At 44.2% G+C, this 23,898-nt stretch carries 19 protein-coding genes and 1 pseudogene; 16 read left to right on the top strand and 4 right to left on the bottom strand.

Annotated features, from left to right (window positions below):
- From JSY36_RS09115 to JSY36_RS09085, 7 genes are all read left to right on the top strand, one after another.
- On the top strand, nucleotides 1-1,545 hold the full coding sequence (locus JSY36_RS09115; RefSeq protein ID WP_205166142.1) for a pyridoxal phosphate-dependent decarboxylase family protein: 1,545 nt from the start codon (nucleotides 1-3) through the stop codon (nucleotides 1,543-1,545).
- Nucleotides 1,520-3,319: an IucA/IucC family protein gene (locus JSY36_RS09110; RefSeq protein ID WP_205166423.1), complete on the top strand. Its 1,800-nt coding sequence runs from the start codon at nucleotides 1,520-1,522 to the stop codon at nucleotides 3,317-3,319. Before JSY36_RS09115 ends, JSY36_RS09110 begins: the two co-directional genes overlap by 26 nt.
- Nucleotides 3,309-3,869, top strand: coding sequence for a GNAT family N-acetyltransferase (locus tag JSY36_RS09105; protein WP_205166141.1), 561 nt, complete (start codon nucleotides 3,309-3,311; stop codon nucleotides 3,867-3,869). The genes JSY36_RS09110 and JSY36_RS09105 overlap by 11 nt, the downstream gene beginning before the upstream one ends.
- On the top strand, nucleotides 3,866-5,263 hold the full coding sequence (locus JSY36_RS09100) for a lysine N(6)-hydroxylase/L-ornithine N(5)-oxygenase family protein (RefSeq protein WP_205166140.1): 1,398 nt from the start codon (nucleotides 3,866-3,868) through the stop codon (nucleotides 5,261-5,263). Before JSY36_RS09105 ends, JSY36_RS09100 begins: the two co-directional genes overlap by 4 nt.
- Nucleotides 5,260-7,071, top strand: a complete 1,812-nt coding sequence (locus JSY36_RS09095) for an IucA/IucC family protein (RefSeq protein ID WP_205166139.1) — start codon at nucleotides 5,260-5,262, stop codon at nucleotides 7,069-7,071. The genes JSY36_RS09100 and JSY36_RS09095 overlap by 4 nt, the downstream gene beginning before the upstream one ends.
- A gap of 427 nt (nucleotides 7,072-7,498) precedes the next feature.
- Nucleotides 7,499-10,945, top strand: a complete 3,447-nt coding sequence (gene pyc, locus JSY36_RS09090) for a pyruvate carboxylase (RefSeq protein WP_205166138.1) — start codon at nucleotides 7,499-7,501, stop codon at nucleotides 10,943-10,945.
- Nucleotides 10,946-11,067: 122 nt separating this feature from the next.
- Nucleotides 11,068-11,514, top strand: a complete 447-nt coding sequence (locus JSY36_RS09085) for a Dps family protein (protein ID WP_205166137.1) — start codon at nucleotides 11,068-11,070, stop codon at nucleotides 11,512-11,514.
- A gap of 175 nt (nucleotides 11,515-11,689) precedes the next feature.
- On the opposite strand, the pseudogene JSY36_RS09080 reads toward JSY36_RS09085, so the two are convergent.
- A pseudogene (locus tag JSY36_RS09080) lies at nucleotides 11,690-12,253 on the bottom strand (transposase); the annotation flags it as partial.
- A 302-nt stretch (nucleotides 12,254-12,555) separates the two neighbouring features.
- On the bottom strand, nucleotides 12,556-13,446 hold the full coding sequence (locus JSY36_RS09075) for a COX15/CtaA family protein (protein ID WP_122897241.1): 891 nt from the start codon (nucleotides 13,444-13,446) through the stop codon (nucleotides 12,556-12,558).
- A 453-nt stretch (nucleotides 13,447-13,899) separates the two neighbouring features.
- Between JSY36_RS09075 and cyoE the strand changes: the two genes are divergently transcribed.
- From cyoE to JSY36_RS09045, 6 genes are all read left to right on the top strand, one after another.
- The gene (cyoE, locus tag JSY36_RS09070; RefSeq protein ID WP_205166136.1) at nucleotides 13,900-14,835 is read left to right on the top strand and encodes a heme o synthase; all 936 of its coding nucleotides are present in this window, start codon (nucleotides 13,900-13,902) and stop codon (nucleotides 14,833-14,835) included.
- A gap of 47 nt (nucleotides 14,836-14,882) precedes the next feature.
- Nucleotides 14,883-15,905, top strand: a complete 1,023-nt coding sequence (gene coxB, locus JSY36_RS09065; RefSeq protein ID WP_205166135.1) for a cytochrome c oxidase subunit II — start codon at nucleotides 14,883-14,885, stop codon at nucleotides 15,903-15,905.
- A gap of 27 nt (nucleotides 15,906-15,932) precedes the next feature.
- Nucleotides 15,933-17,759, top strand: a complete 1,827-nt coding sequence (gene ctaD, locus JSY36_RS09060) for a cytochrome c oxidase subunit I (protein ID WP_122897238.1) — start codon at nucleotides 15,933-15,935, stop codon at nucleotides 17,757-17,759.
- 2 nt (nucleotides 17,760-17,761) lie between these two features.
- A complete protein-coding gene (locus JSY36_RS09055) occupies nucleotides 17,762-18,373 on the top strand; it encodes a cytochrome (ubi)quinol oxidase subunit III (RefSeq protein WP_205166134.1) in 612 nt (203 codons plus the stop codon).
- A 16-nt stretch (nucleotides 18,374-18,389) separates the two neighbouring features.
- Nucleotides 18,390-18,740: a cytochrome C oxidase subunit IV family protein gene (locus JSY36_RS09050; protein ID WP_205166133.1), complete on the top strand. Its 351-nt coding sequence runs from the start codon at nucleotides 18,390-18,392 to the stop codon at nucleotides 18,738-18,740.
- A 163-nt stretch (nucleotides 18,741-18,903) separates the two neighbouring features.
- Nucleotides 18,904-19,362: a DUF420 domain-containing protein gene (locus JSY36_RS09045; protein WP_205166132.1), complete on the top strand. Its 459-nt coding sequence runs from the start codon at nucleotides 18,904-18,906 to the stop codon at nucleotides 19,360-19,362.
- A 458-nt stretch (nucleotides 19,363-19,820) separates the two neighbouring features.
- On the opposite strand, the gene ytvI is transcribed toward JSY36_RS09045, so the two are convergent.
- Nucleotides 19,821-20,882: a sporulation integral membrane protein YtvI gene (gene ytvI, locus JSY36_RS09040; protein ID WP_205166422.1), complete on the bottom strand. Its 1,062-nt coding sequence runs from the start codon at nucleotides 20,880-20,882 to the stop codon at nucleotides 19,821-19,823.
- 94 nt (nucleotides 20,883-20,976) lie between these two features.
- Between ytvI and JSY36_RS09035 the strand changes: the two genes are divergently transcribed.
- Nucleotides 20,977-21,351 carry an Asp23/Gls24 family envelope stress response protein gene (locus JSY36_RS09035; protein WP_205166131.1) on the top strand — a complete coding sequence of 125 codons (375 nt, stop codon included), beginning with the start codon at nucleotides 20,977-20,979 and terminating at the stop codon, nucleotides 21,349-21,351.
- Nucleotides 21,352-21,369: 18 nt separating this feature from the next.
- Here the strand turns inward: JSY36_RS09035 and JSY36_RS09030 are convergent, their stop codons facing one another.
- Nucleotides 21,370-21,726: a YugN family protein gene (locus JSY36_RS09030; protein WP_205166130.1), complete on the bottom strand. Its 357-nt coding sequence runs from the start codon at nucleotides 21,724-21,726 to the stop codon at nucleotides 21,370-21,372.
- Between the two features lie 198 nt (nucleotides 21,727-21,924).
- Between JSY36_RS09030 and JSY36_RS09025 the strand changes: the two genes are divergently transcribed.
- A complete protein-coding gene (locus JSY36_RS09025; RefSeq protein ID WP_122897231.1) occupies nucleotides 21,925-22,353 on the top strand; it encodes a CBS domain-containing protein in 429 nt (142 codons plus the stop codon).
- A gap of 174 nt (nucleotides 22,354-22,527) precedes the next feature.
- Entirely contained in the window at nucleotides 22,528-23,718 is a 1,191-nt protein-coding gene (locus JSY36_RS09020) for a CAP domain-containing protein (protein WP_205166129.1), read from the top strand.
- The last annotated feature ends 180 nt before the right edge of the window (nucleotides 23,719-23,898 follow it).

Below are 23,898 nucleotides of genomic sequence, written 5' to 3'. Positions count from 1 at the left end.
ATGGATGCTTTACAATCACATTTACAAAAGACCGTGAACAATTACGACTCCCTGTTTCTCCACCATGGTTTCGAAGGACGCAAAGCGTTTCAAGAGCAAATGGGGCTCGTGGTTCAAAAGCTCACAGAAGTCTTCAGTGTCTCAGATAAACCGTTTAACGGTCAAAGCCCGCAGCAAGTAAAGAATGAAGTGGAGTTTATGATGCGTTTTTCCAATGGCGGCTATTCTCTGGAAGAAGCACTTGATGATATTGAAGGCCCTATCTTAAAGAACAGTTTACACATATCGCATCGAAAAAGCATAGCTCACTTGCACTGTCCGCCCCTTATATCCGGTATTGCCGCAGAGCTTATTATCGGAGCATTAAATCAATCAATGGATTCATGGGATCAAAGCACAGCTGCCACTTATGTAGAAAAAGAGCTGGTCAGGCAATTAGCGGAAAAAGCAGAGCTTCCTGATACAGCGGATGGCACATTTACGAGTGGCGGGACGCAGTCTAATTATATGGGTCTTTTGCTTGCAAGGGACCACTTCTGCCACCGGAATTTGAATCATCTGGTTCAAGAAGAAGGGTTACCACCGGGGTTTGAGAGGCTGCGGATTCTTTGCTCAGAGGAAGCTCATTTCACAGTACAAAAGTCAGCGGCACAGCTTGGTTTAGGAAAGCAGGCTGTTGTCACGATAAAAACCGATGACAGGCACCGCATGAAAATAGAGGACGTTGAAGATACATTAACAGAGCTTAAAGCCAAGGAACTGCTTCCTTTTGCCATCGTTGCTACCTGTGGAACGACCGATTACGGAAGCATTGATCCCCTTATCGAGCTGAAAGGGCTGGCCAGACAGCATGGGTTGTGGATGCACGTAGATGCAGCATTTGGCGGTGGTCTTTTGTTCAGTCACAGCCACAGGGAAAAATTGAACGGACTTTCCTTAGCCGATTCGATCACACTGGACTTCCACAAGCTTTTCTATCAGCCCATAAGCTGCGGCTTGTTTCTCGTTTCAGATCGCCAAAACCTTCGTTACCTCTCACACCACGCCGATTATTTAAATCCGGTTGAAGATGAGGAAGAAGGGATATCGAACCTCGTAAATAAATCAGTGCAGACAACGAAAAGGTTTGATGCATTGAAGGTGCTGCTGACGTTTAAAACAGTTGGGACAAGCCTGTTGGGAAAGATGATTGACGACACCATCGAAGTGGCCCGTGAAGCAGCAAAACAGCTTGATGAACGAGCTGAATTCCTGGTTGAAAACCCTCTCCCGGAGCTGAATACGGTCGTGTTTCGATTTCAGCCGCAAACAACCGTGAAGGACACGGATGAATTAAACAGACTCATTCAGCAGGAGTTGCTGTACCAGGGTAAAGCAGCTATTAGTAAAACATCCATTAACGGCAGGACAGGTTTGAAGTTTACCTTGCTTAATCCAAGAACAAATCTTCAAGACATAAAAGAGGTCATTAACGATGTTGAAGAAATCGGAAGGGAAATCGCACTGGGAGGTTACCGACTTGATAAATGTGAAAGAGATAGCTGAAAATGCGACGATGCAAAGCTTTTTGAATTGTTATTTAAGAGAGACGGGCAACGGCAAGGAAGCACCTGACGTTCTTAAGGAAGCAGTCACGTCGTTGCAAGCCGGGAAATGGGAGCATGTCATTACTGTGGATCTGGACAGGCAAGGAGTGACGTTACTCCTCCCAATTCAGTATTGGTCTCTGACGGGGCGCCATTTGTTCGCTTTTCCACTCTATTACCTGGCAGCAGGCCGAAAAACATGGCAACAACTTGACTATGTCACAGCAGTTACGCTTATCGTCAAAGAGTGGCTTATTGGAAACGGGAAAGAAGGAGCAGAGGATGAGCTTATTCATCGGGTTATCTTAAGCTGTCAGACAACGAAGAGCAGCATAGAATACAGGCTGAAAGATAAGGAAGCTTTGACAAATAAAGATGTTGACTTTATTGATGCTGAGCAATCACTGCTCTTTGGTCATTTAATGCACCCGACACCTAAAAGCAAGCAGGGAATGACAGAAAAACAAGAAGAAAAATACTCACCTGAATATAAAGGAACTTTTCTCCTTCATTATTTTAGCGTTGATAAAGAGTACATTCTTCAAGATTCCTCTTTATCCATAGCGGCATCAGAGGCTGTTTATCATGAGCTTTATGAATCAGACAATGTTGATAAAGAGTGGCTTGAAAAAAATGAAGAGGAGGGGCGGGCATTAATCCCGGCTCATCCCCTTCAAATAGAGACTCTGTTGGAAAAACAAGAAGTACAAAAGCTGATGAAATCAGGCGCTGTAACGTATCTGGGACCTCTTGGAAAGCCTTATACAGCCACGTCCTCATTTCGTACTGTTTACAATCCGGAGTCACCGTTCATGTACAAGTTTTCCGTCCCTGTTAAAGTGACGAATTCCCTTCGGGTGAATCAGCCAAAAGAGCTGGCAAGGGGAGTCGAAGTATCGAGACTTCTTAATACAGAAGTAGGCGAGAGGCTTCATGATGCGTTTCCTCGCTTTCAAATTATAAACGATCCGGCTTACATGAATGTGAAGACAACAGAGTATGTGTCAGGTTTTGAGATGATTATCCGGGAAAATCCATTTTATGAAAAGAGCGAAAATACGAGTGTAATAGCAGCCTTATGTCAGGATCATGCATACGGAGGGAAAGCAAGGATACATGCGATCATCACAGATCTTGCAAAAAGGGAAGGACGGCCTGTCTCTGAAGTAAGCGTTGACTGGTTTAAGCATTATTTATCGATTACCCTCGATCCCATGCTCTGGCTGTATAAAACATACGGTATTGCCTTAGAAGCCCATCAGCAAAACTCGGTTATCCAGATGAAGGGAGGCTATCCGGATACATTCTATTACCGTGATAACCAAGGATACTACTTCTGTCAATCGGCTGCTGAAAAGCTTAAGGCATTGGTGCCCGGGTTAAACGAAGACAGTGATACGGTATGTGAAGATCATGTAGCCGACGAGCGTTTTCGTTATTATTTTTTCTTTAACCATTTGTTTGGGTTAATCAATGCCTTCGGGGCAAATGGTCTTGTAAAAGAAGAAAGGCTGATTGGTGTACTGAGAGCAGAGCTGGAAAAGCATGAACCAAAAGAGGGAAGCCAATTATTGCAAAGCCTGCTGGAGGAGTCCGATCTCCCTTGTAAAGCCAATCTGTTAACCCGGTTATACGATATGGATGAGCTCGTTGGTCCAATGGAGGCGCAATCGGTGTATACAAAGGTTCCAAACCCTCTGGAAAATGAGGTGAAGCTTCATTATGCTTTATGATTTTGAATACCTGGATGATTCAATCTGTCAAAAGATAGCCTTCAAACAAGTAACGGAGAATGACGATGAGCTCATTCACAAATGGATGAACGAAGAACACGTCCATCCCTTCTGGAATCTAAATATCACTTTGAAGGCTTTTAAGTCCCATTTGAAAAAGGCGTTAGCGGACAAGCATCAGAGTCTTTATTTAGGCTTCCTGGACGGCCAGGCGGTAAGTTACTGGGAAGCATATTGGGTGAAAGGGGATGTCGTTGAAAAGGCGTATACAGCACATCCCTATGATCAAGGTGTACATCTTCTTCTGGGTGAAAAAAGGTACCTCGGCAAAGGCTATTCCCTTCCTTTGCTCCGGGCGATGGTCCGTTTTCAATTTCAAGTGAACGATACGAAGAAGATCGTGGCAGAGCCGGATATTCGAAATGAAAAGATGATTCACGTATTTAAAAAGTGCGGCTTCAAGCCGATTAAACCAATTGAACTGCCAGATAAAACGGGACTTTTGATGTTTTGTGAAAGAAAGGAATTTGAAGGGAGGTGGCACGTTTGAGCCTGATAAATGAGCAACAGCCTGTCTTTGATGTGATTGGAGTTGGCGTTGGTCCCTTTAATTTAGGGATGGCCGCATTACTGGAACCGATTGAAGACATAAATGCTCTGTTTTTGGAAAAGAAACCGGAATTTCAATGGCATCCGGATATGCTCATTGAAGGTACAACGCTGCAAGTTCCTTTTTTAGCCGACCTGGTAAGTATGGTTGATGTGCAAAGCCCATACAGCTTCCTTGCTTATTTACAAGCTCACAACCGGTTGTACCATTTTTATTTTTTCGAGAAATTTCATATTCCTCGTAAAGAATACAACCAATATTGCCGCTGGGTCAGCAAGAAGCTAAACGCATGCCGATTCGGAATGAATGTGCAAAAGGTGACCCAGGTTGAGGGGAAAAATGAGCGGCAGACCATTTATGAAGTGACGGTTTTAAATGAACAAACATTATCTGTCGAGACATTTTTGACAAAGCAGCTTGTCATCGGTATCGGATCTGTCCCTGCAGTTCCAAAGACGTTTAAACCGTATTTAGGAGAGTCTGTCTTCCATACCTCACAATACTTATCATATAAAGAGCAATGTCAGGAGGGGGGCAAAGTTGCCATTATTGGTTCAGGACAAAGTGCAGCAGAAGTATTTTTAGACCTGGCAAGAGCACAGTCCGGCCCGGACGTATCCCTCCACTGGTATACGCGGTCGAAGGGATTTTTCCCAATGGAATACTCAAAGTTAGGTCTCGAGTATTTCTCGCCTGACTATACTGATTTCTTTTACGAGCTTTCTCAATCAAAAAAGGACAAGCTGCTAAAAGAGCAGGACCTTCTCTATAAAGGGATAAGCGCTGACACGATTGCCGATATTTACGATCATTTATACGAACGCTCTGTCACAAGCGATAGCTCGGACATTCAGCTTCAAGCAATGACAGAAATAATCGGTATTGAAAAGAAGGGGGAGAACTTCAGGCTATCCGGCTGCCACCATGTAAGTGAAAGCTATTTTGAAGTGGATGTTGACCGCGTCATCTTAGGGACGGGCTACAAGCCGAAGATCCCGGATTTTTTAGAAGAGATGCACAATTGGATTGCCTGGGACGATCAGGGACGGTACAGGGTAAAAAAAGATTATCGATTAGAGACGTTTTTAGAAACCGAAAATCACATTTTTGTTCAAAACGGAGAATTTCATACCCACGGCGTCGGCGCACCGGACCTCGGTCTCGGGGCACATCGGAATGCTGTTATTATTAATCAAATCGCCGGGAAGGAAGTTTATTCTGTTCAGTCAAAAAACGTGTTTCAAACGTTTGGTCTCCATGAACATGCTAAGCGTCCGCTTACGCCTGTCAGTGCGACTAATAACAAAATCGAAAAGAAAGCAGGGATTAAATGATGTTTTCCAAGGATGTCGCTAACGTTCTTCATGAAGAAAGCTGGAAAAAGGTAAATAAGAAGCTGATCGGTAAAATGCTTTCCGAATATCTTTATGAGCAAATGATTCACCCTGTTCTTACGGGTGAATCAGGTGTGACAGGGGATTATGAGCTTAGCACAGGAAAAAACAAAGACTATGCGTTTACAGCAGAGAAGCGGTTATTTGACAGCTATGATGTGAAATGGGAGACCATACGAGTTGTTGAAGAAGGACAGGTAAGAGAGGCGGACAGTGCTGTTGAGCTTCTGACTGATCTCCAGCAGATTATCGGTATGTCTCCTGAGACGACGGGCCATTTAATCAAAGAGATCCAAGCGACATTGATTGCAGATGCCCATTTACTGCAAAAAACATCAAAGACGTCAAAGGAGTTAATCGAGACAGATTATGCTCTCCTGGAAGGGTACATGAAGGGACACCCTTGGATTACCTATAATAAAGGGAGAATCGGCTTTGGCTATGATGACTATCTTTCCTATGCCCCTGAGCAGCAAAACGAAGTGTCATTGTCATGGACTGCAGTCCATAGAGATATTGCCAGCTTTCAATCTGTCTCCCATGTCACATATGAAAAACTGATCAGCGGGGAGCTGAGTGAAAAAGAACAGGAGCGATTTTCAGATCGTTTAATTAAGAAGGGTAAGAATCCCGAAAACTATTATTACTTGCCGGTTCATGAGTGGCAATGGAAAAACATGCTGATTCAACATTTCCCTGAGGAAATCGCAAAAGAAAGAATTATTCCTTTAGGGAAAGGAGATGATGTATATCTTCCTCAGCAATCGATCCGGACTTTCGCGAACCAAAGCAATAAAGAAAAACATCATGTGAAACTTCCCATGAGTATTTTGAATACATTGGTTTATCGAGGGCTTCCATCAGAGCGGACTGTTATTGCTCCGCAAGTGACAGAGCTCATTAAGGGCATTTGTAACAATGACCCGTTTCTGCGAGATGAATGCAGGGTTGTTTTACCTGGAGAAAATGCAAGTGTGAATGTTGATCACCCTTATTACAGTAAGGTTCAAAATGTACCTTATCAATACCTGGAGATGCTTGGCGCGATATGGAGAGAAAGTATTTATACGTATTTGGAAGATGGCGAGCAGGCGATTACCCTGGCAGCTCTTCTTCATGAAGACCATAAAGATCATCCGCTTGTTTTGAGCTTAATTGAAGCATCAGGACTCGAGCCGGAAGAGTGGCTCAAACAGTTCTTCAAAGTGACAATGGATCCTCTCCTTCATTATTTATACCAATACGGAACTGTCTTCTCACCACATGGACAAAACACGATTCTTGTCTTGAAGGATGCCAAGCCACACCGTCTTGCCATTAAGGATTTTGTTGATGACGTGAATATCACGGACCAAAACTTCCCGGAGATTCAGCACGTAACGAATGAACTTAAAGAGGTTCTAAGAACTGAGCCGCCTGAAGGATTGACGCAGTTTATCTTCACAGGATTGTTTATCTGTCACTTACGTTACCTTAGTAATATAACCGTCAACCATAACTTGTTGAAAGAGGAAGACTTCTGGGGACTTCTTGCTGATGCTGTAACCCATTATCAGAAACGTTTCCCTCACTTAAAAGAACGTTTTAAGCTGTTTGATTTCTTCAAGCCGAAGCTCACAAAGCTGTGCTTAAATCGGAATCGCATGGTCGACTATGGCTACGGTGATGGTGATGATCGTCCTCATGCGTCCGAATTTGGAAAGGTGACAAATGCGTTAGCGAAATTTAAAGAAAAGGTACTTGTTTAAGGATGTTTTAAGGGGCATGGTCAATATCAGACTGTGCCTTTTTTTTACGGTACTAAAAAAAGCCCATTAGAGAAAGGGGACACAGTAACATAAGGAAAGCATCCGGTTGCTGCTGCTTCTTTTTTTATGGATTTTTTCTTTTTGCCTGCGAATCGTCAAACACGCATGGAGCGAACCGTCAAGGGAAAAGAATATTGAAAGTACGAAATTTTTTGCGGAAACCCTGACGGACGCTCCATGCGTTTTTTCGGTTGCTAAGCATAAGCCATCGTATTTTTATTCTGTTAATTTAGAGGATATTATCGAATTTTGTATAAGTATAAAAGGAGTTCGTTTTTTAAACGCCCTGGCAGAATGAGAAAACACCGGCCGGGGTATCTTAGCATTGCACTTCATACAGAAAACATAACAGAGGAGGCTACATAAGATGGAACGGTTAAAAAACATAAAGAAAGTACTGGTGGCCAATCGCGGAGAAATTGCGATTCGTATTTTTCGTGCGTGTACAGAACTGGATATCCGCACAGTAGCGATTTACTCAAAGGAAGATACGGGGTCCTATCACCGGTATAAAGCAGATGAAGCGTATCTTGTAGGTGCAGGAAAGAAGCCGATTGATGCCTACCTGGATATCGAAGACATTATTAAAACAGCCAAGAGGAATGATGTAGACGCTGTTCATCCCGGCTATGGTTTTTTATCTGAAAACATTCAATTTGCACGGCGTTGTAAAGAAGAAGGGATCACGTTTATCGGTCCCGATACAGAGCACCTCCGCATGTTCGGAGATAAAGTGCAGGCTCGTCAGCAGGCGATTGAAGCACGTATCCCTGTCATCCCCGGAACAGACGGCCCTGTATCAGGTCTTGACGAAGTGAAGGACTTTGCAAAGGAAAACGGCTTTCCTCTTATGATTAAAGCCTCTCTTGGTGGAGGCGGACGGGGCATGCGGATCGTCCGGTCTGAAAAAGATCTTAAAGAAGCTTTTGAGCGTGCACGCTCTGAAGCGAAAGCCGCTTTCGGCAGCGATGAGATGTATGTGGAGAAATTCGTTGAAAACCCAAAGCACATTGAAGTACAGATTATCGGAGACCATGAAGGAAACATCGTTCATCTTTACGAAAGGGACTGCTCCGTGCAGCGCCGTCACCAGAAAGTTGTAGAAGTGGCACCAAGCGTCGCTTTAAGCAATGAAAACCGGGAAAAGATCTGTGATGCAGCCCTTCAGCTTATGAAAAACATCAATTATGTGAATGCAGGAACAGTTGAATTTTTAGTCACGGAAAATGGAGAGTTCTTCTTCATTGAAGTTAACCCCCGTGTACAGGTGGAGCATACGATTACAGAGATGATTACGGGAATTGACATTGTCCAGTCCCAGATTCTGATTGCAGATGGAAAAAGCCTGCATTCAAAAGAAGTTGGAATCCCAAAGCAGGAAGATATCTATACCCATGGCTTTGCCATTCAGTCCCGGGTTACAACGGAAGACCCTGTAAATGATTTTATGCCGGATACGGGGAAAATTATGGCCTACCGAACCGGTGGTGGATTCGGCGTACGACTTGACGCAGGTAATGGTTTTCAGGGTGCCGTTATTTCCCCCCACTATGATTCTTTGCTGGTGAAATTATCAACGTGGGCACTTTCTTTTGAAAATGCCGCACATAAAATGGTACGTAACCTGAAGGAATTCCGGATCCGGGGGATAAAGACGAACATTGCATTCCTGGAAAACGTTGTACGTCACGAAAAATTTGTTAACGGGCAGTATGACACGTCCTTTATTGATAAAACACCTGAACTGTTTGTCTTTCCGAAGCGTAAAGACCGGGGGACAAAAATGCTCAGTTACATCGGATATACAACCGTAAATGGATACCCTGGTATAGGACGGAAAGAGAAGCCGGTTACAGACGAGCCACGAATACCGGATGTGGATCTGCTGAGCCCGATTCCGGATGGAACCAAGCAGATCCTGAATGAAAAAGGGCCTGAAGGGGTTGCGAACTGGGTTAAAGAACAGAAGAAGGTGCTTCTGACAGATACGACGTTCCGGGATGCCCACCAGTCTCTACTGGCTACGCGCCTTCGTACTCAGGACCTGAAAAACATTGCTGAACCGACTGCCCGTCTCCTGCCAAATCTCTTTTCCATGGAGATGTGGGGCGGTGCAACGTTTGATGTGAGTATGCGCTTTCTTCATGAGGACCCATGGAAACGCCTGCTCATCTTAAGAGATAAAGCACCGAACATGTTGTTCCAGATGCTTCTAAGAGCCTCAAACGCTGTGGGTTATAAAAACTATCCGGACAATGTAATTGAAGAATTCGTTGAAAAATCAGCAGACGCCGGTATTGATGTGTTTCGTATTTTTGACAGCCTGAACTGGGTTCAAGGAATGCGTCCGGCCATCCAGGCAGTTAGGGATTCGGGTAAAATAGCTGAGGCCAGCATGTGCTATACCGGGGATATCCTGGACCCTGCCCGTCAAAAGTACAGTCTCCAATACTATATTGACCTGGCAAAGGAGCTGGAAGCATCCGGTGCTCATATTCTCGGTATTAAAGATATGGCAGGTCTCCTAAAGCCAAAAGCTGCTTATGAACTGATTTCTTCCTTAAAGGAAAATATCGATATTCCGATTCACCTTCATACTCATGACACAAGCGGTAACGGTCTTTTCACCTACGCAAGAGCAGTAGAAGCAGGAGTGGACATCGTGGACACGGCAATCAGTTCGATGGCAGGCCTCACGAGCCAGCCGAGCATGAACAGTCTTTATCACGCTATGAGCGGGCACGAGCGCCAGCCGGACCTCCAGATCAAAAATGCTGATGCCTTAAACGGGTACTGGGAAGATATCCGTCACTTCTATCAGGATTTTGAAAGCGGCATGATCGCACCGCACTCGGAAATATACGCCCACGAAATGCCGGGCGGTCAGTACAGCAACCTGCAGCAGCAGGCCAAAGCCGTTGGGCTTGGTGAGAGATGGGATGAAGTAAAAGAGATGTACAGCCGGGTAAATGAGATGTTCGGCGACATTGTTAAAGTCACACCTTCCTCAAAGGTTGTCGGGGATATGGCCCTGTTCATGGTTCAAAACGAACTGACAGAAAAACTTGTTTATGAAAAAGGGATGAGCCTCGATTTTCCGGACAGCGTAATTGAACTGTTTGAAGGCTATCTCGGTCAGCCGTATCAGGGATTTCCGGAAAAACTCCAGGAAGTCATTCTGAAAAACCGAAAACCGATAACGGTAAGGCCTGGAGAGCTTCTTGAGCCTGTTGATTTTAATAAACTAAGGGAAACACTTTATCAAAAACTCGGACGGCAGGTTACCATCCATGATCTGATTTCCTATGCTCTTTACCCGAAGGTATATCTTGATAACGAAACCTTTGTAGAGCAATACGGTGACATTTCCGTCCTGGATACGCCAACTTTCTTCTACGGCCTCCGAGTCGGCGAGGAAGTCGAAATTGAGATTGAGCAGGGGAAAACGCTGATTGTAAAGCTCGTTTCAATGGGAGAAGCACAGCGCGACGGCACGCGTGTAATTTACTTCGAGCTCAATGGGCAGCCCCGGGAAGTGTATGTCACAGATCAGAGCATTGAGTCTGATGTGAAGATGAAAGTGAAAGCAGATAAAAACAACGACCGTCATATCGGCGCATCCATGCCCGGCACGGTCATCAAAACCCTCGTAAGTGAAGGGGATGAAGTTAAAAAAGGCGATCACCTGATTATTACGGAATCCATGAAAATGGAAACGACAGTACAGGCACCGTATGACGGGAAAATTGCTGCCCTTCAGGTTGTAAATGAAGAGAGTATTCAGGCGGGTGACCTCCTGATTGAATTCGAATAACAGACACAAAGAAGAGGCCTGGCAGCCTCTTCTTTCGTTTATACTGAAAGTAAGGGAGCGTTTATTTTTCCGCTTCCAGTGGAACTAACTAAGTAGGAATGAGAAAGGGAGATGATTCAGAGATGGCACATGAACAACAAACAGAGATTTTAAACAGGCATGTATCCAATTTTAACGTCCTTTTTGTCAAACTGCATAATTACCACTGGTTCGTAAAAGGCCCTGACTTTTTCACCCTTCATGTAAAGTTTGAGGAACTCTATAATGAAGTGGCAGGCCACATTGACGAGCTTGCAGAGCGTCTGCTTGCAGTTCAGGGGAAGCCCGTAGCAACGATGCGTGAATATCTTGAGACTGCCACCGTGAAGGAAGCAGAGGGGGAATCTTCTGCGAATGAGATGGTGGAAGCTCTTGTAAAGGACTTTGACACTCTTGTTGAAGAACTTAAAGGCGACATTGAAACCCTTGAAGAACATGTTGGAGACGAAGCAACTGCCGACATGCTCATTGGTGTACGCCAGTCGTTTGAAAAACATAACTGGATGCTGCGCTCCTACATGGGGCAGTAACTAAAATAATCAAAAAGACCCGCCGGAGTGGCGGGTCTTTTTAAATGGCTCTGTTAAACTCTGGTGTTGATTTCCGCTCATTGCACTTTCCGCGGGCGGTTCGGGAGCCTCCTCGACATACTGCTTCTTCCTCTTACAAACAGGTTCGAAGCCAATGGGTCGAAGCAACTGGAAGGTTATCCCGTTCGATGGCGGGGATGATATTTTGTTCCAAAAGTTCCTCATAAAGTTGATTGGACTTTTCAACTAAGCCGGAGCTGTACCTTTCAACGGATTTGCGCCAGACAAACGTAAACTTATTTGCATTCGCCTCCACTTTCGTGCCATCAATGAAGATTGCCTCATCTTCAATCACATTTTCTTCAACCAGCTGGCACCTGAACTGGACGAAGCACTGGCGCAGTAATTCCTGGGCTTCAGGATGAACCCGAAAGCGATTGATCGTACGATAACTTGGTTCATACCCCTGAGCCAGCCACATCATTCGGATACTGTCTTTTAACAGTCCTTCAATCTTTCTTCCTGAGAAAGTGGATTGTGTGTACGCGCACAGAATCAGCTTCATCATCATTCTTGGATGGTAGGCCGGGCAGCCGGTTGAGCGCAGGAAACCACTGAAAGCTTTTTCCGGTATGGCTTCGACGAGATCATTGACGGCAAAAGCAATATCATTTTCCTGAAGTTTATAGGTCAGGTCCATCGGCAGAACGACTTGATTCATGTTATAATCTTTAAACATAAGGATACCTCCGATTCTGTTGTGTTGTGGTGACTTAACTTTATCAGAAGGTATCCTTTTTGTGTACACAATTTCAAACTTAAAGATAGATCAGTTGATTGAACAAAAATCACGAGACGCCTGCGGGAAAGCAAGAGCTGAAGATCCATCGGGGTGACCTTTCCCCGATTAGCTGAAGCCTTGCCCGCGGCAAGCGAGTGTATTTTTGATCAATCAACGCCCGTGTAAATGTAAAAAAGAAATGGCTCTCACCAAGTGAGGGCCATTTCTATTTAGCTGGGTTTTGTCCCAGCCTCTGGCGCTTATTTTCTTGAAACGATCATAACACCGTAACTGAGAACGGCGAACAATAAACTTACAAACAGAGCATGGAACAACGTCGCCCACAGAGTAAAGCCGGTAAATAAGACAACGGCTCCGCTTGCAACCTGTATCGATACGAGGATAAATGACAGGATACCGACCCAGAGAATCACTTTTTCTGTTTTGTATTTTTTCCACAGCTGCACGAGCATAATCAAAATGACAATAAACAACAGGGCTGCAGCAACTCGGTGGCCGAATTGAACGGCTACCCGTCCTTCAAGAGGTGGAATAAGCTGTCCGTTACATAATGGCCAGCCTCTGCAGACTGAGCTTGCTCCTGTATGCTTTACAAAAGCCCCGGTGTACACAACAAAATACATATAAGTGATAACAAAATAGATATACCCACGCATTCTGCCGGACAGAGAAACCGTTACAGGTCCATCTGTCTGATCTGCTTCAAAGGCAAGCAGCGAAAGCAGCACAACACTGGCAAAGGATACGAGTGAAAAGCCAAAATGAAGAGCCATTACTGCATCGGACTGCCCCCAGACGACAGCTGCGGCACCGAGCAGCCCCTGAAAGATGATAGCAAAAATAGCGAGAACTGCAAGAAACTTTGTCTCCCTGAGATGACCGAGTTTTATCCATGCCCAGACAGATAAAATAATAACAACAAGGCCCATAACACCTGAAACGAGACGGTGTGTATATTCAATTAATGTGGAAATGGTTGGTGACTGCGGAATGACCTGATCATAGCAGAGAGGCCATGACGTTCCGCATGCATCACCGGATCCGGTCTGGGTAACGAGAGCTCCCTGGATCAGTACAATAAGCATTCCCAAAGATGCAAAAATGCCAAAGACCTTTAATCCTTTGTTCATGTATTCACCGGCTTTCTATACTATAAATTCAATGGTTTATTAATAAGGACATACCGCTTTTCATTTTATGGAGAAATAAGTCGGTTGTCAATTTCTCATTGATTATCTCATAGATTTCAGTGCTGTAAATTTATTATGAACGCATGTTCAATAATTTGTAACAAATTGAGCGAAATGAACTGTTTCTTTGAAATACGTATGATAACGAAAGATGGATATGGTAAAATGTGTGGTGGAACTTATATGTAATCGCCATATTATGATGAAAATCATGGTGTCTTGCTATATAATGTGAGATAGAAGTCTGGTTGTGACCGGCAATGACGGTCTGTGTCCGATTTTAGAAGATTATGAAATTAATTTTAATCTGGACTGCGCAGCCGGAAACGATTAGACTTGTATGGGGTATTACAGTACAACACAGATTCTGACTCAGACTCGGGGGGTGAAAGAATGAATAAATCCGGTACAATTTCATCATCAGAGGTTGTAGAAACTGAAGAGCAGCAGGTAGCAGGCCAGAAAGTAACATGGCGTTCCTATATGGCAATTTCGAAGACGGGAATTGTTAAATCCAATCTGATTACGATGTTTGCAGGTCTTTTCCTTGCAGCCTACTACACGCAGACACCACTTTCCCAGGAACCACTCACGATTCTGCTCGCACTGCTTGGGGCTGCATTTGTTATTGCAGGGGGATGTGCTCTTAATAACTATGTTGACCGCGACATTGACCACAAAATGATCAGAACAGAGGAGAGACCGTCTGTTACAGGTGAATTAACAGCATCCCAGGTACTTTGGTACGGCCTGATTATTTCAGGGCTGGGTACGCTTATGCTTGCCGCCGTGAACATGACAACTGCTGTTATTGGTTTATCGGGTCTGATTATTTATGTTGTGTTTTACACAATGTGGACAAAGCGTACAACGACACTCAATACGATTGTCGGAAGTTTTGCAGGTGCGGTGCCGCCGCTCATAGGGTGGGCAGCGATTGATCCTTCACTTCATCCGTACGCATGGTCACTGTTTTTAATTTTGTTTGTCTGGCAAACACCTCACTTTCTCGCCCTTGCGATGAGAAGATGTGAGGAGTACCGAGCAGCCGGGATACCAATGCTTCCGGTCGTAGCAGGGTTCCGCGTGACTAAGCGCCAAATCCTACTTTATACGGCTGCACTGATTCCGGTCTCACTTACTCTGTTCAATTTCGGTGCTGTTTATACGACAGTCGCCGTCGTACTTGGAGCAGGGTGGCTTGTACTTGGCTTTGCTGGTTATAAAAAATATGACGATGACATTAAGTGGGCCACACACATGTTTATCTATTCACTTGTGTACCTGATGGTTCTTTTTGCTGTAATGGTCATTGTTCATATGTTCTAAAAATTCTTAAGAACTAAGTAAACAGAGAAAGAGGGGTTTATGACGCGATGAAGAACTTGTGGCGAGTGCTTCCATTTTCTTTCATTCTGCTGTTTTTAGCCGGATGTGGAAAACAAAACCTGTCTGCCTTAGATCCGCGTGGTCCCGTGGCAGACATGCAACATTCTTTAATCGGACTCAGCTTGTTAATTATGGTCTTTGTCATCGTGGTCGTAGCGGCAATTTACATTTTTGTACTAATCCGCTTCAGAGAAAAACCAGGTGACAACCATATTCCAGAGCAGGTTGAAGGTAACAAAAATCTAGAAATTATCTGGACTGCTATTCCTATTCTTTTATTAATCATCCTTGCTGTACCGAACGTCATGGATACGTTTACACTGGCTGATACAGAAACGGATGATGACACACTAGTTGTCAACGTTACAGGACACCAGTTCTGGTGGGAGTTTGAGTACCCGGACCTTGAAATCACTGCAGGTCAGGATCTTTACATCCCAACGGATACCCGTATTGTCTTTAACCTTGAAGCATCTGATGTTATCCACTCATTCTGGATTCCGGCGCTTGCGGGTAAGCAGGATAATGTACCTGGAATTACAAATGACATGTGGATTGAAGCCCCGGAGGAAGGCGTTTACTTCGGTAAATGTACAGAACTCTGCGGTGAAGCTCACTGGCTGATGGACTTTAAAGTTGTGGCCGTTGATCCTGATACATTTGATGAGTGGGCACAGGGAATGGCCGAGCCTGATTCTGAACTTATCGAGCCTACAGAAGAAGTTGCAGCTGAAGGCCGTGAAGTATTTGAGCAAAACTGTCTTGCCTGTCACGCAGTTGGCGGAGAAGGCGGAAACCCACAAGGGGGACCAGACCTTACCAACTTTGGTGAACGTACAGTTATTGCAGGATTCATGGAGTACGACGACGAGAGTCTTGAAGCATGGATTCGTCATCCTGAAGAACAAAAACCAGGTAACTTAATGCCAGGTTTCGATCAGCTTGACGATGATGAAATGGATTCTCTCATTGAATATCTCAACTCATTAAAAGTACTAGACGACGAATAATGTCCACAGTTTAAGGGGGTAAACAACGTGTCAAATGCAAAAGCACAAAAAAGCGTGCTTTGGGATTGGCTGACGACCGTTGACCATAAAAAGATCGGTATTCTTTACTTGGTTTCCGGTGGTTTCTTCTTCGCCCTTGGTGGGCTTGAAGCAATACTAATGCGTATTCAGCTAATGTTCCCAAATCTTGGCTTTGTTTCAGCACAAACATTTAACGAACTACTGACGATGCATGGTACGACCATGATCTTCCTGGCTGCTATGCCGCTTTTATTCGGATTTATGAACTATATCGTTCCCCTCCAGATTGGAGCCCGGGACGTTGCCTTCCCGTTCCTGAACTCCCTTGGTTTCTGGTTGTTCCTGTTCGGGGGAATCTTAATTAACCTGAGCTGGTTCCTGGGCGGCGCACCTGATGCCGGCTGGACCGCTTATGTACCACTTTCAAGTGAATACTCCGGTACTGGTATTGATTACTATGTACTCGGTCTTCAGATCAGTGGTCTTGGTACATTAATATCAGGGATTAACTTCCTTGTAACGATCATCAACATGCGTGCTCCGGGAATGAGCATGATGCGTATGCCTCTGTTTACATGGAGCAGCTTTGTTGCATCTGCCCTTATCCTTTTTGCCTTCCCGGCACTTACAGTTGGTCTTTTACTCCTTATGCTTGAGCGTCTGTTCGGTGCAACGTACTTCGCAGTTGATTTTGGCGGTAACGTTGTTATCTGGCAGCACTTATTCTGGATCTTCGGACACCCGGAAGTATATATCTTAATTTTACCGGCATTCGGTATTTTCTCTGAAATCCTGGCTACGTTCTCCAAGAAGCGTCTGTTCGGTTACTCTGCGATGGTGTTCGCTACACTGATCATCGGTTTCCTTGGATTCATGGTTTGGGCTCACCACATGTTTACAGTGGGTATCGGTCCTGTTGCCAACGCGATCTTCGCAGTAGCAACAATGGCCATTGCCGTACCAACAGGTATTAAGATCTTTAACTGGCTCTTCACCCTGTGGGGCGGACGTATCCAGTTTACAACTGCGAATCTTTTCGCAATAGGTTTCATCCCATCATTCGTAATGGGTGGGGTAACTGGTGTTATGCTTGCAACAAGTGCAGCGAACTACCAGTTCCATGACACGTACTTCGTTGTTGCCCACTTCCACTACGTTATTATCGGTGGGGTAGTACTTGGTCTTTTCGCCGGTGCATTCTACTGGTGGCCAAGAATGTTCGGTTACAAGCTGAACGAAACACTCGGAAAGTGGTTCTTCTGGTTATTCCTTTTCGGATTCCACTTAACATTCTTCGTACAGCACTTTGTTGGTCTGATGGGTATGCCTCGTCGAGTGGCTTCCTACCTTCCGGGTCAGGGACTTGACAGCTTGAACTTTGTAAGTTCAGTAGGGGCAATCCTGATGAGTGTGGCGTTTATTCTATTCCTGGTAAACGTTGTTGTATCTGTGAAGAACAAATCAGAAGCAGATCCTTGGGATGGCCGTACACTTGAGTGGGGTATTCCTACACCGACTCCTGAGTACAACTTTGCCCAGACTCCGCTTGTTCGTGAGCTTGACGCACTATGGTACGAAAAGATGCACGGTAACGGTAAGCTGAAGGCTGCTGAACCACTTGATGATATTCATATGCCTAATGGCTCAATCCTGCCGATCTTTATGAGTCTTGGTCTGTTTATTGCAGCGTTCGGACTGATCTATCACGTAATTCCGGTGACAGTAATCGGGCTCGGTATTACACTTGGGGCCATGTTCATCCGTTCCATCAAGGAAGATCATGGTTACCACATTCATAAAGAAGACATTAAGAAAGAAGAGGGGGTTGGGTAATTATGGCTGAAACAGTAAAACATGAGCAAACCCTTCCTTCACATCCGGAAAAAGCAACACTCGAAGGTAAAAACAAGTTTCTTGGATTCTGGTTTTTCCTCGGTGGAGAGACGGTTCTGTTCGCAAGTTTATTCGGAACGTATCTTGGTCTTAGAAATGGTGTAGCGGACGGTCCAACCTCCGCTGACCTTTTCCACCTTGACCTTGTGTTTATCATGACAATGCTTCTATTAACAAGTTCACTTACAAGTGTATTTGCGATGATCAATATGAAAAAAGGAAACTTTAAAGGCCTTATCATCTGGATGTGGGCAACAGTTTTCCTCGGAGCATGTTTCCTTGGTTTTGAGATTTATGAGTTTGTTGTGTATGTCAACTACGGTCTCGGATTTACAACGAGTGCCTTCGCATCATCATTCTACACCCTTGTAGGTACACACGGTGGTCACGTACTCTTTGGTATTCTCTGGATTTCAACTTTGTTAATCCGCTACAGAAAAGCTGGTGTAACGCTTACAAACGCACCGAAATTCTACGTAGCATCCCTGTACTGGCACTTTATTGATGTCGTATGGGTATTCATCTTCACCGTCGTATACTTGATGGGAGTTTAAGGGGGGTTAATAAAATATGGATCCACATGTAACTGATCCAAGCGCACCGCTTAAAGGAAAACCTTCCAAAAAAGCGGAGCGTCAACTGGCCAGAGAAGGAAAACAGCAAATTATTTCATTTGTGTTTATGATTTTTTTAACTTCCATTGCCTTTTTGACAGTGGCAAGTGACACCATTCCTAACCGTTTTGCGATTCCATTTATTTTGATTATCGCAGGGGTTCAGGTAATTATGCAGCTTTACTATTTCATGCACTTAAATGAAAGAGGTAACGGCTGGTCCAACATTATGCTTTGGACAGGATTTTTAGTAGCTGGAATAACAGTAGCCACATTGATGCTTTTAATCGGTGTTACAAAGTACTAAAAGAACCAATTGAAAACAAGGAGCCCTGCTTCAAGCCGGGCTCCTTGTTTATGAACATTTTTCGGTTTTATTCTGTCATTAATTTGTCACAATAAGCATTGGGGCTATTCGTCAAAATTCGATATGATAGAGGTAATTGAAGAATGAGAAGGGTGGGTAAACGGTGGATACCTTTTTACCTTTTGTAAGTACAATCTTTATTGCAGCAAGTGCACTGTTTGTTGCCATGGGCTGGTATCTTGTTGCCAGACGTAAAATAGAAGCACATAAGAAAGCTATGTTCTGGGCGGCTGTATTAGCTGTTATTTTCTTTATCACGTACTTGTCCAAAACATTCTTTATCGGCAGCACCGCTTTCGGCGGACCTGACGATATCCGGATCTATTATACAATTTTTCTCCTGTTCCACATCGTCCTTGCAACTGTTGCGGCAGCAATGGGAATCTGGACGCTTGTTACAGGCTATAAAAACAAGCTCAGTGTCCACAGACGTCTTGGTCCTGTGACATCCGTTGTCTGGTTTATCTCGGCAAGCTCCGGTGTTATGGTGTATCTCCTTCTTTACGTTATTTTCCCGCCTGGTGAAACAACCAATGTGTGGCGCGCTATTCTGGGCATTTAATAAGAACCGGCAGTTCCTTAGTGGACTGCCGGTTTTTTTGCAGGCTTTATTAAACACGGTGTTGATTTAGGCTGATTACACTCCCTTTCCGCGGGGACGGCGTAGAAAGGTAACGTATCCTTATCCGAGTTTAACACTGGATCAAGACCAATGAGAGCGTTATCGAAATATGACGAATTCTCTTTAAATGATCTAAAACTCTGCATATATGGCGAAAAGTTCTTCATAAAGTCCTTTGAACTCTGCATAAAAGGCAGAAAGTTCTCCATAAAGTCCAATAAACTCTGCATAACCGGAGAAAAGTTTTCCGTAAAGCCCAGCAAACTCTTTAATAACTCAAGCAAACACCATCGTTCTTCCTAAATAGTAAATTGTTCACGAAGATGAGCATGAAAATACAAGGAAAAGGACCAAAAAAACCGTTCGTCTTCTTCCCGGAGGGGAAGGAGCGAACGGTTTTACACTTTGAAATTAAATTTTATGATCCCGGCTTCTTTAGCACTCGTAAACAGAATAACAACGAGAGGACCGAGAATAAAACCAAGGATTCCAATAAGCTGAAGTCCAATATACAAAGAAATCAGGGTCGCAAGGGGGGAAAGCCCGATATGATGTCCCATAACCTTTGGTTCCACTGTACGCCTGATAATAAGAAGTACAGCAGCCAAAATAAGCAGCTGAACGGCAAGTATGGTATTTCCTGCAATTAAGTGATACAAGGCCCATGGAGCAAGTACTGCAATCGATCCGATAATCGGGATAAAATCAATGATCCAGATGATGATGGACATGATTAAGGCAACTTCAGGTGCTATAAACAGAAGCCCGATAAAGGTGACAATAAAGATAATGATACTAACCAGAAACTGTGCCTTGAAAAAGCCGAAGATGACATAGGATAGACGGGAACTCATAAAGCGGACTTTTTCCTGCGTCTTTTCAGTCATATAGGAGAACATTTTTTTCTTAAGACGCGGCAGTTCCAGTAAAAACAAGTAAAGCGCAATTAAATATACGATCAGTGAAACAAGGTATGACGGTATTTTAATCACAAAATTGGTCACATGATTCACAAAGTTGATATCTTCAAAATACGTCCGAAAGTTCCCGAGCGTATAGGTAACCTGTCTGTCAAGCTCCCTTACAAGGTCCGGGGATATTTCACCAAGCTGTTCGTTCAGGTTATCCAGAAAGCCGTTCCATGCAAAGGCGATCTCATTGACCGTATGGGGAAGACTTTCAACAAACTGGTTCACCTGGGTAACGGCCTTTGTTGTTAGGATGTATGTGGACAAACTGATAATACATAAAAATATCATAAAGACCGCAAACACAGATATACTACGCTTCAGGCGGGTCCGGGTACTTAAAGCGGTGACGGCCGGTGTTAAAAACAGAGCCGTTACAAGCGCTAGGATCAGAGGTATTGATACCGGCATAATGAAGTAGAAAAAAAGGGCTGCAACCAGTATTCCGATACCAATGTAAACGTACTTTTTATAGTTTTTCAGTGTCACCAGTAAACCCCTTTCCGGCTCTTAACTCTCTACCTCATTATAGACTGAAAGCCTGGTCATTGACAGTCGTAATTCAAAAACAGGAAGGAGTGTTTTCATGAAAAAAAACGTGCATATCCTCTCGCACGAAAAGTCTAAAGGAGATGTATCCATTTCCATTAAAGCTCTCAGACAGTACGTGTACCATCTTTTTAAGGAATGGACATCCACAAACCCTTTTTTACAATTAGTGAATGAGGACCAGAGGTTAAAAGATTCCTTATCATCGGTTAAACTCCGGTTTTGCGGCGGTGAAGAAAAAGAAAAGCTTTCGATCACTCTGGAGGTCGTCATCGAAGACGGCTATCCCATCCATTCAGTGTGTCGAAAGCTCCAGGTATACATGGCAGATCACTTATACGACATGACTTCTGTAGCTGTACAGGAAGTCAATGTACGTGTTGTGTCCTGCAACGTACGTAATGTTCGGTAACGGCTTGTTTTATGTACCTTAGTTTACTTCTTCCGCGAGCTGTTTTTGAACACCTGCAATTTTCTTTTTGCACTTTTCTACGATATGCTTTGGAAACTCTTCGTTATCATACTCAACACCGTGTGGATAGTAGTGCTTGCCAAGGAATGTCTTCATAATCTTCACAATGCTGTGAGGCTGAGGAATTTCACCTTCAATGGCATAACCCTGAACACGGAAATAGTATACGTCATCGCGCACTTGATCAACAATCTTATAATCAAAGGTAACACGCTCATAATCCCAAACGTGCGTAAAACCTAATCCGTCCATAACGTTTTCCAGTGCCTGAAATTCAATTTCAAGGCCTTCCAGTTCATGTGCTTCAAATTTCATCTGTTTTACCTCCCAAAAGCGGTCTCAAGTTCATTCCTTATAATCATATTACGAATTGGCGCCGGATGCAACGAAACGTTCCTGTTTTTAATGTATAATTCACTGATTTGACACGGTTTACTACCTTTTTATAAATAAATTCAGCTTTCATGGTTAAAGTAACGGTGTATGACATTTTGATCATGGAGGGTAAAAGGTATGAAAAGCTTAAGAGACGTTATGACAGCGGAAGTGGAATGTTGCAAACCGGACGATAATCTTTACACGGCAGCAACGAAAATGAAGAACCTTGATGTTGGGGCTATCCCGGTGTGCGAAGGTGATCATCTCCTAGGCATGGTTACAGACCGTGACATTGTATTACGTGGTGTAGCGGAAAAACGTCCGAACTCCTGCGAAGTAAAAGAAGTGATGAGTGAACACCTCATTACAGCTGATTCAGGTATGATTGTTGATCAGGCGGCTCAGATGATGGCTGAAAAACAGATCCGCCGCCTTCCGATTGTTGACGGACAAAAGCTGGTTGGTATCGTGTCGCTCGGAGACCTGGCTACCCACACGTCAACGACTGACGAAGCAAGCTTTGCACTGAATGAAATTTCTGAGCGACCGGAAGCTCATCATTAAAATCAGTCTGTCCAAAAAAGAGGTTCCTTTTAGGGAGCCTCTTTTTTTGCCGGCTGATTTAAACAGACAGTTGCCAAAATGTATAATTTTTTGTAAGGTTTACGTTTGAGGCAGGATTTAACTGGAAACAAAAAGAAGTGAGCTAAAGTAAGGGGTCATCAGAGAGGAGTAACTATGCGGATTATATTGAAACTGGTTTTTATTGTATTCGGACTTGGACTTATTGCATTTATGTTATTTCTGGATGAACAAACCGAAGAATACTTAATTGAAGAAATGCCTGAAGAAATGCCCACGGTAGGTGATGATACGCCTTCCTATATCGAAGAGGATGCACCTGAAGAAGAGGTGCCTGAAAATAACTCGGAAGCTGTTGAAGAGGAAGAGGAGCTTCACGAAGAAGATGCTGAAGAAGAGCAGATTGAATCTGAGGAAGTGACAGCCGACCCTCATGGGGAGCCAGACGAAGAACAATCCCGGAATGGGGAGACGCCGGGGGAGCCTTTTTATGATTTGATTGGTGAAAATACCGATGTACTTGTTAATCAATACGGTGAACCCGACCGTACTGAGCCTTCCCAATATGGTTATAATTGGTATGTATGGAATGAAAGTGACCGGTATGTGCAGGCAGGAGTGGAAGAAGGGCGTATCGTTACGATTTATACGAACGTACCAAACGACCAGACTGCTCCGTTTAATCTTGGAGATTCCTATGACCGGCTTGAAGAAGAGTGGACGTTTGAAAGGGAAGCAGCTGTTTCCGGCGACTTTCAATTTACGCTCTCACCACGGGAGATTCAGTCACACCCACTCGTTGAAATTGATGGCGTCTGGGTTCAGCTGTATTTTGACACCTTTGAAGAGGAACTCTCTTCAATCCGTTTTATTGAAGCGGAAACACTGGTGAAGCAGCAGCCCTATTCCCTTACTTACAGAGGGTCTCTTCCCGAGAAACCAGCTCTTAGTGAAGAGGAATGGGAGAAGGTTGAAGAAGGAATGGCCAGACAGATTTTTGATCTGACCAACAATTTCAGGGAAAAACACAGCCTGCCTCCCCTCGATTGGGATGAAGACACGTCACTTGTTGCTTATGGGCACAGTAAGGACATGCGGGATAATGGCTACTTTTCCCACCAGTCACCAACACGGGGAGATCTTGGCGAACGCCTTACAAACGGGGGTGTTCAGTATCAGCGGGCAGCTGAAAATATTGCTGCAAGATATGTTGATGCAGCTTCTGCTATGGAAGGCTGGCTGAACAGTGAAGGACACCGGGTAAACCTGATGAATGAAGACCTTTCCCACCTCGGAGTCGGCGTGCACCGCGACTTTTACACACAGAACTTTATGACACCTTGGTAAATTGATGAACCAGAAGACACTTCAGAGCATTCCTCGAAGTGTCTTCTTTTTGATTGATGGACAAAAGCTCACTTCGGATAAGCAGCAACCAGATGCCTGAGAGCTCTTTGTTCCAGGAATTCAGGTTGGTACACTTAAGAATTTGCTATGTTAAACTCGGGTGTTGATTTGTGTATATCG

Source organism: Alteribacter salitolerans, assembly GCF_016901055.1.
Classification (GTDB): Bacteria; Bacillota; Bacilli; order Bacillales; family Salisediminibacteriaceae; genus Alteribacter; species Alteribacter keqinensis.
This window is presented reverse-complemented; position numbering and strand designations above follow the sequence as displayed.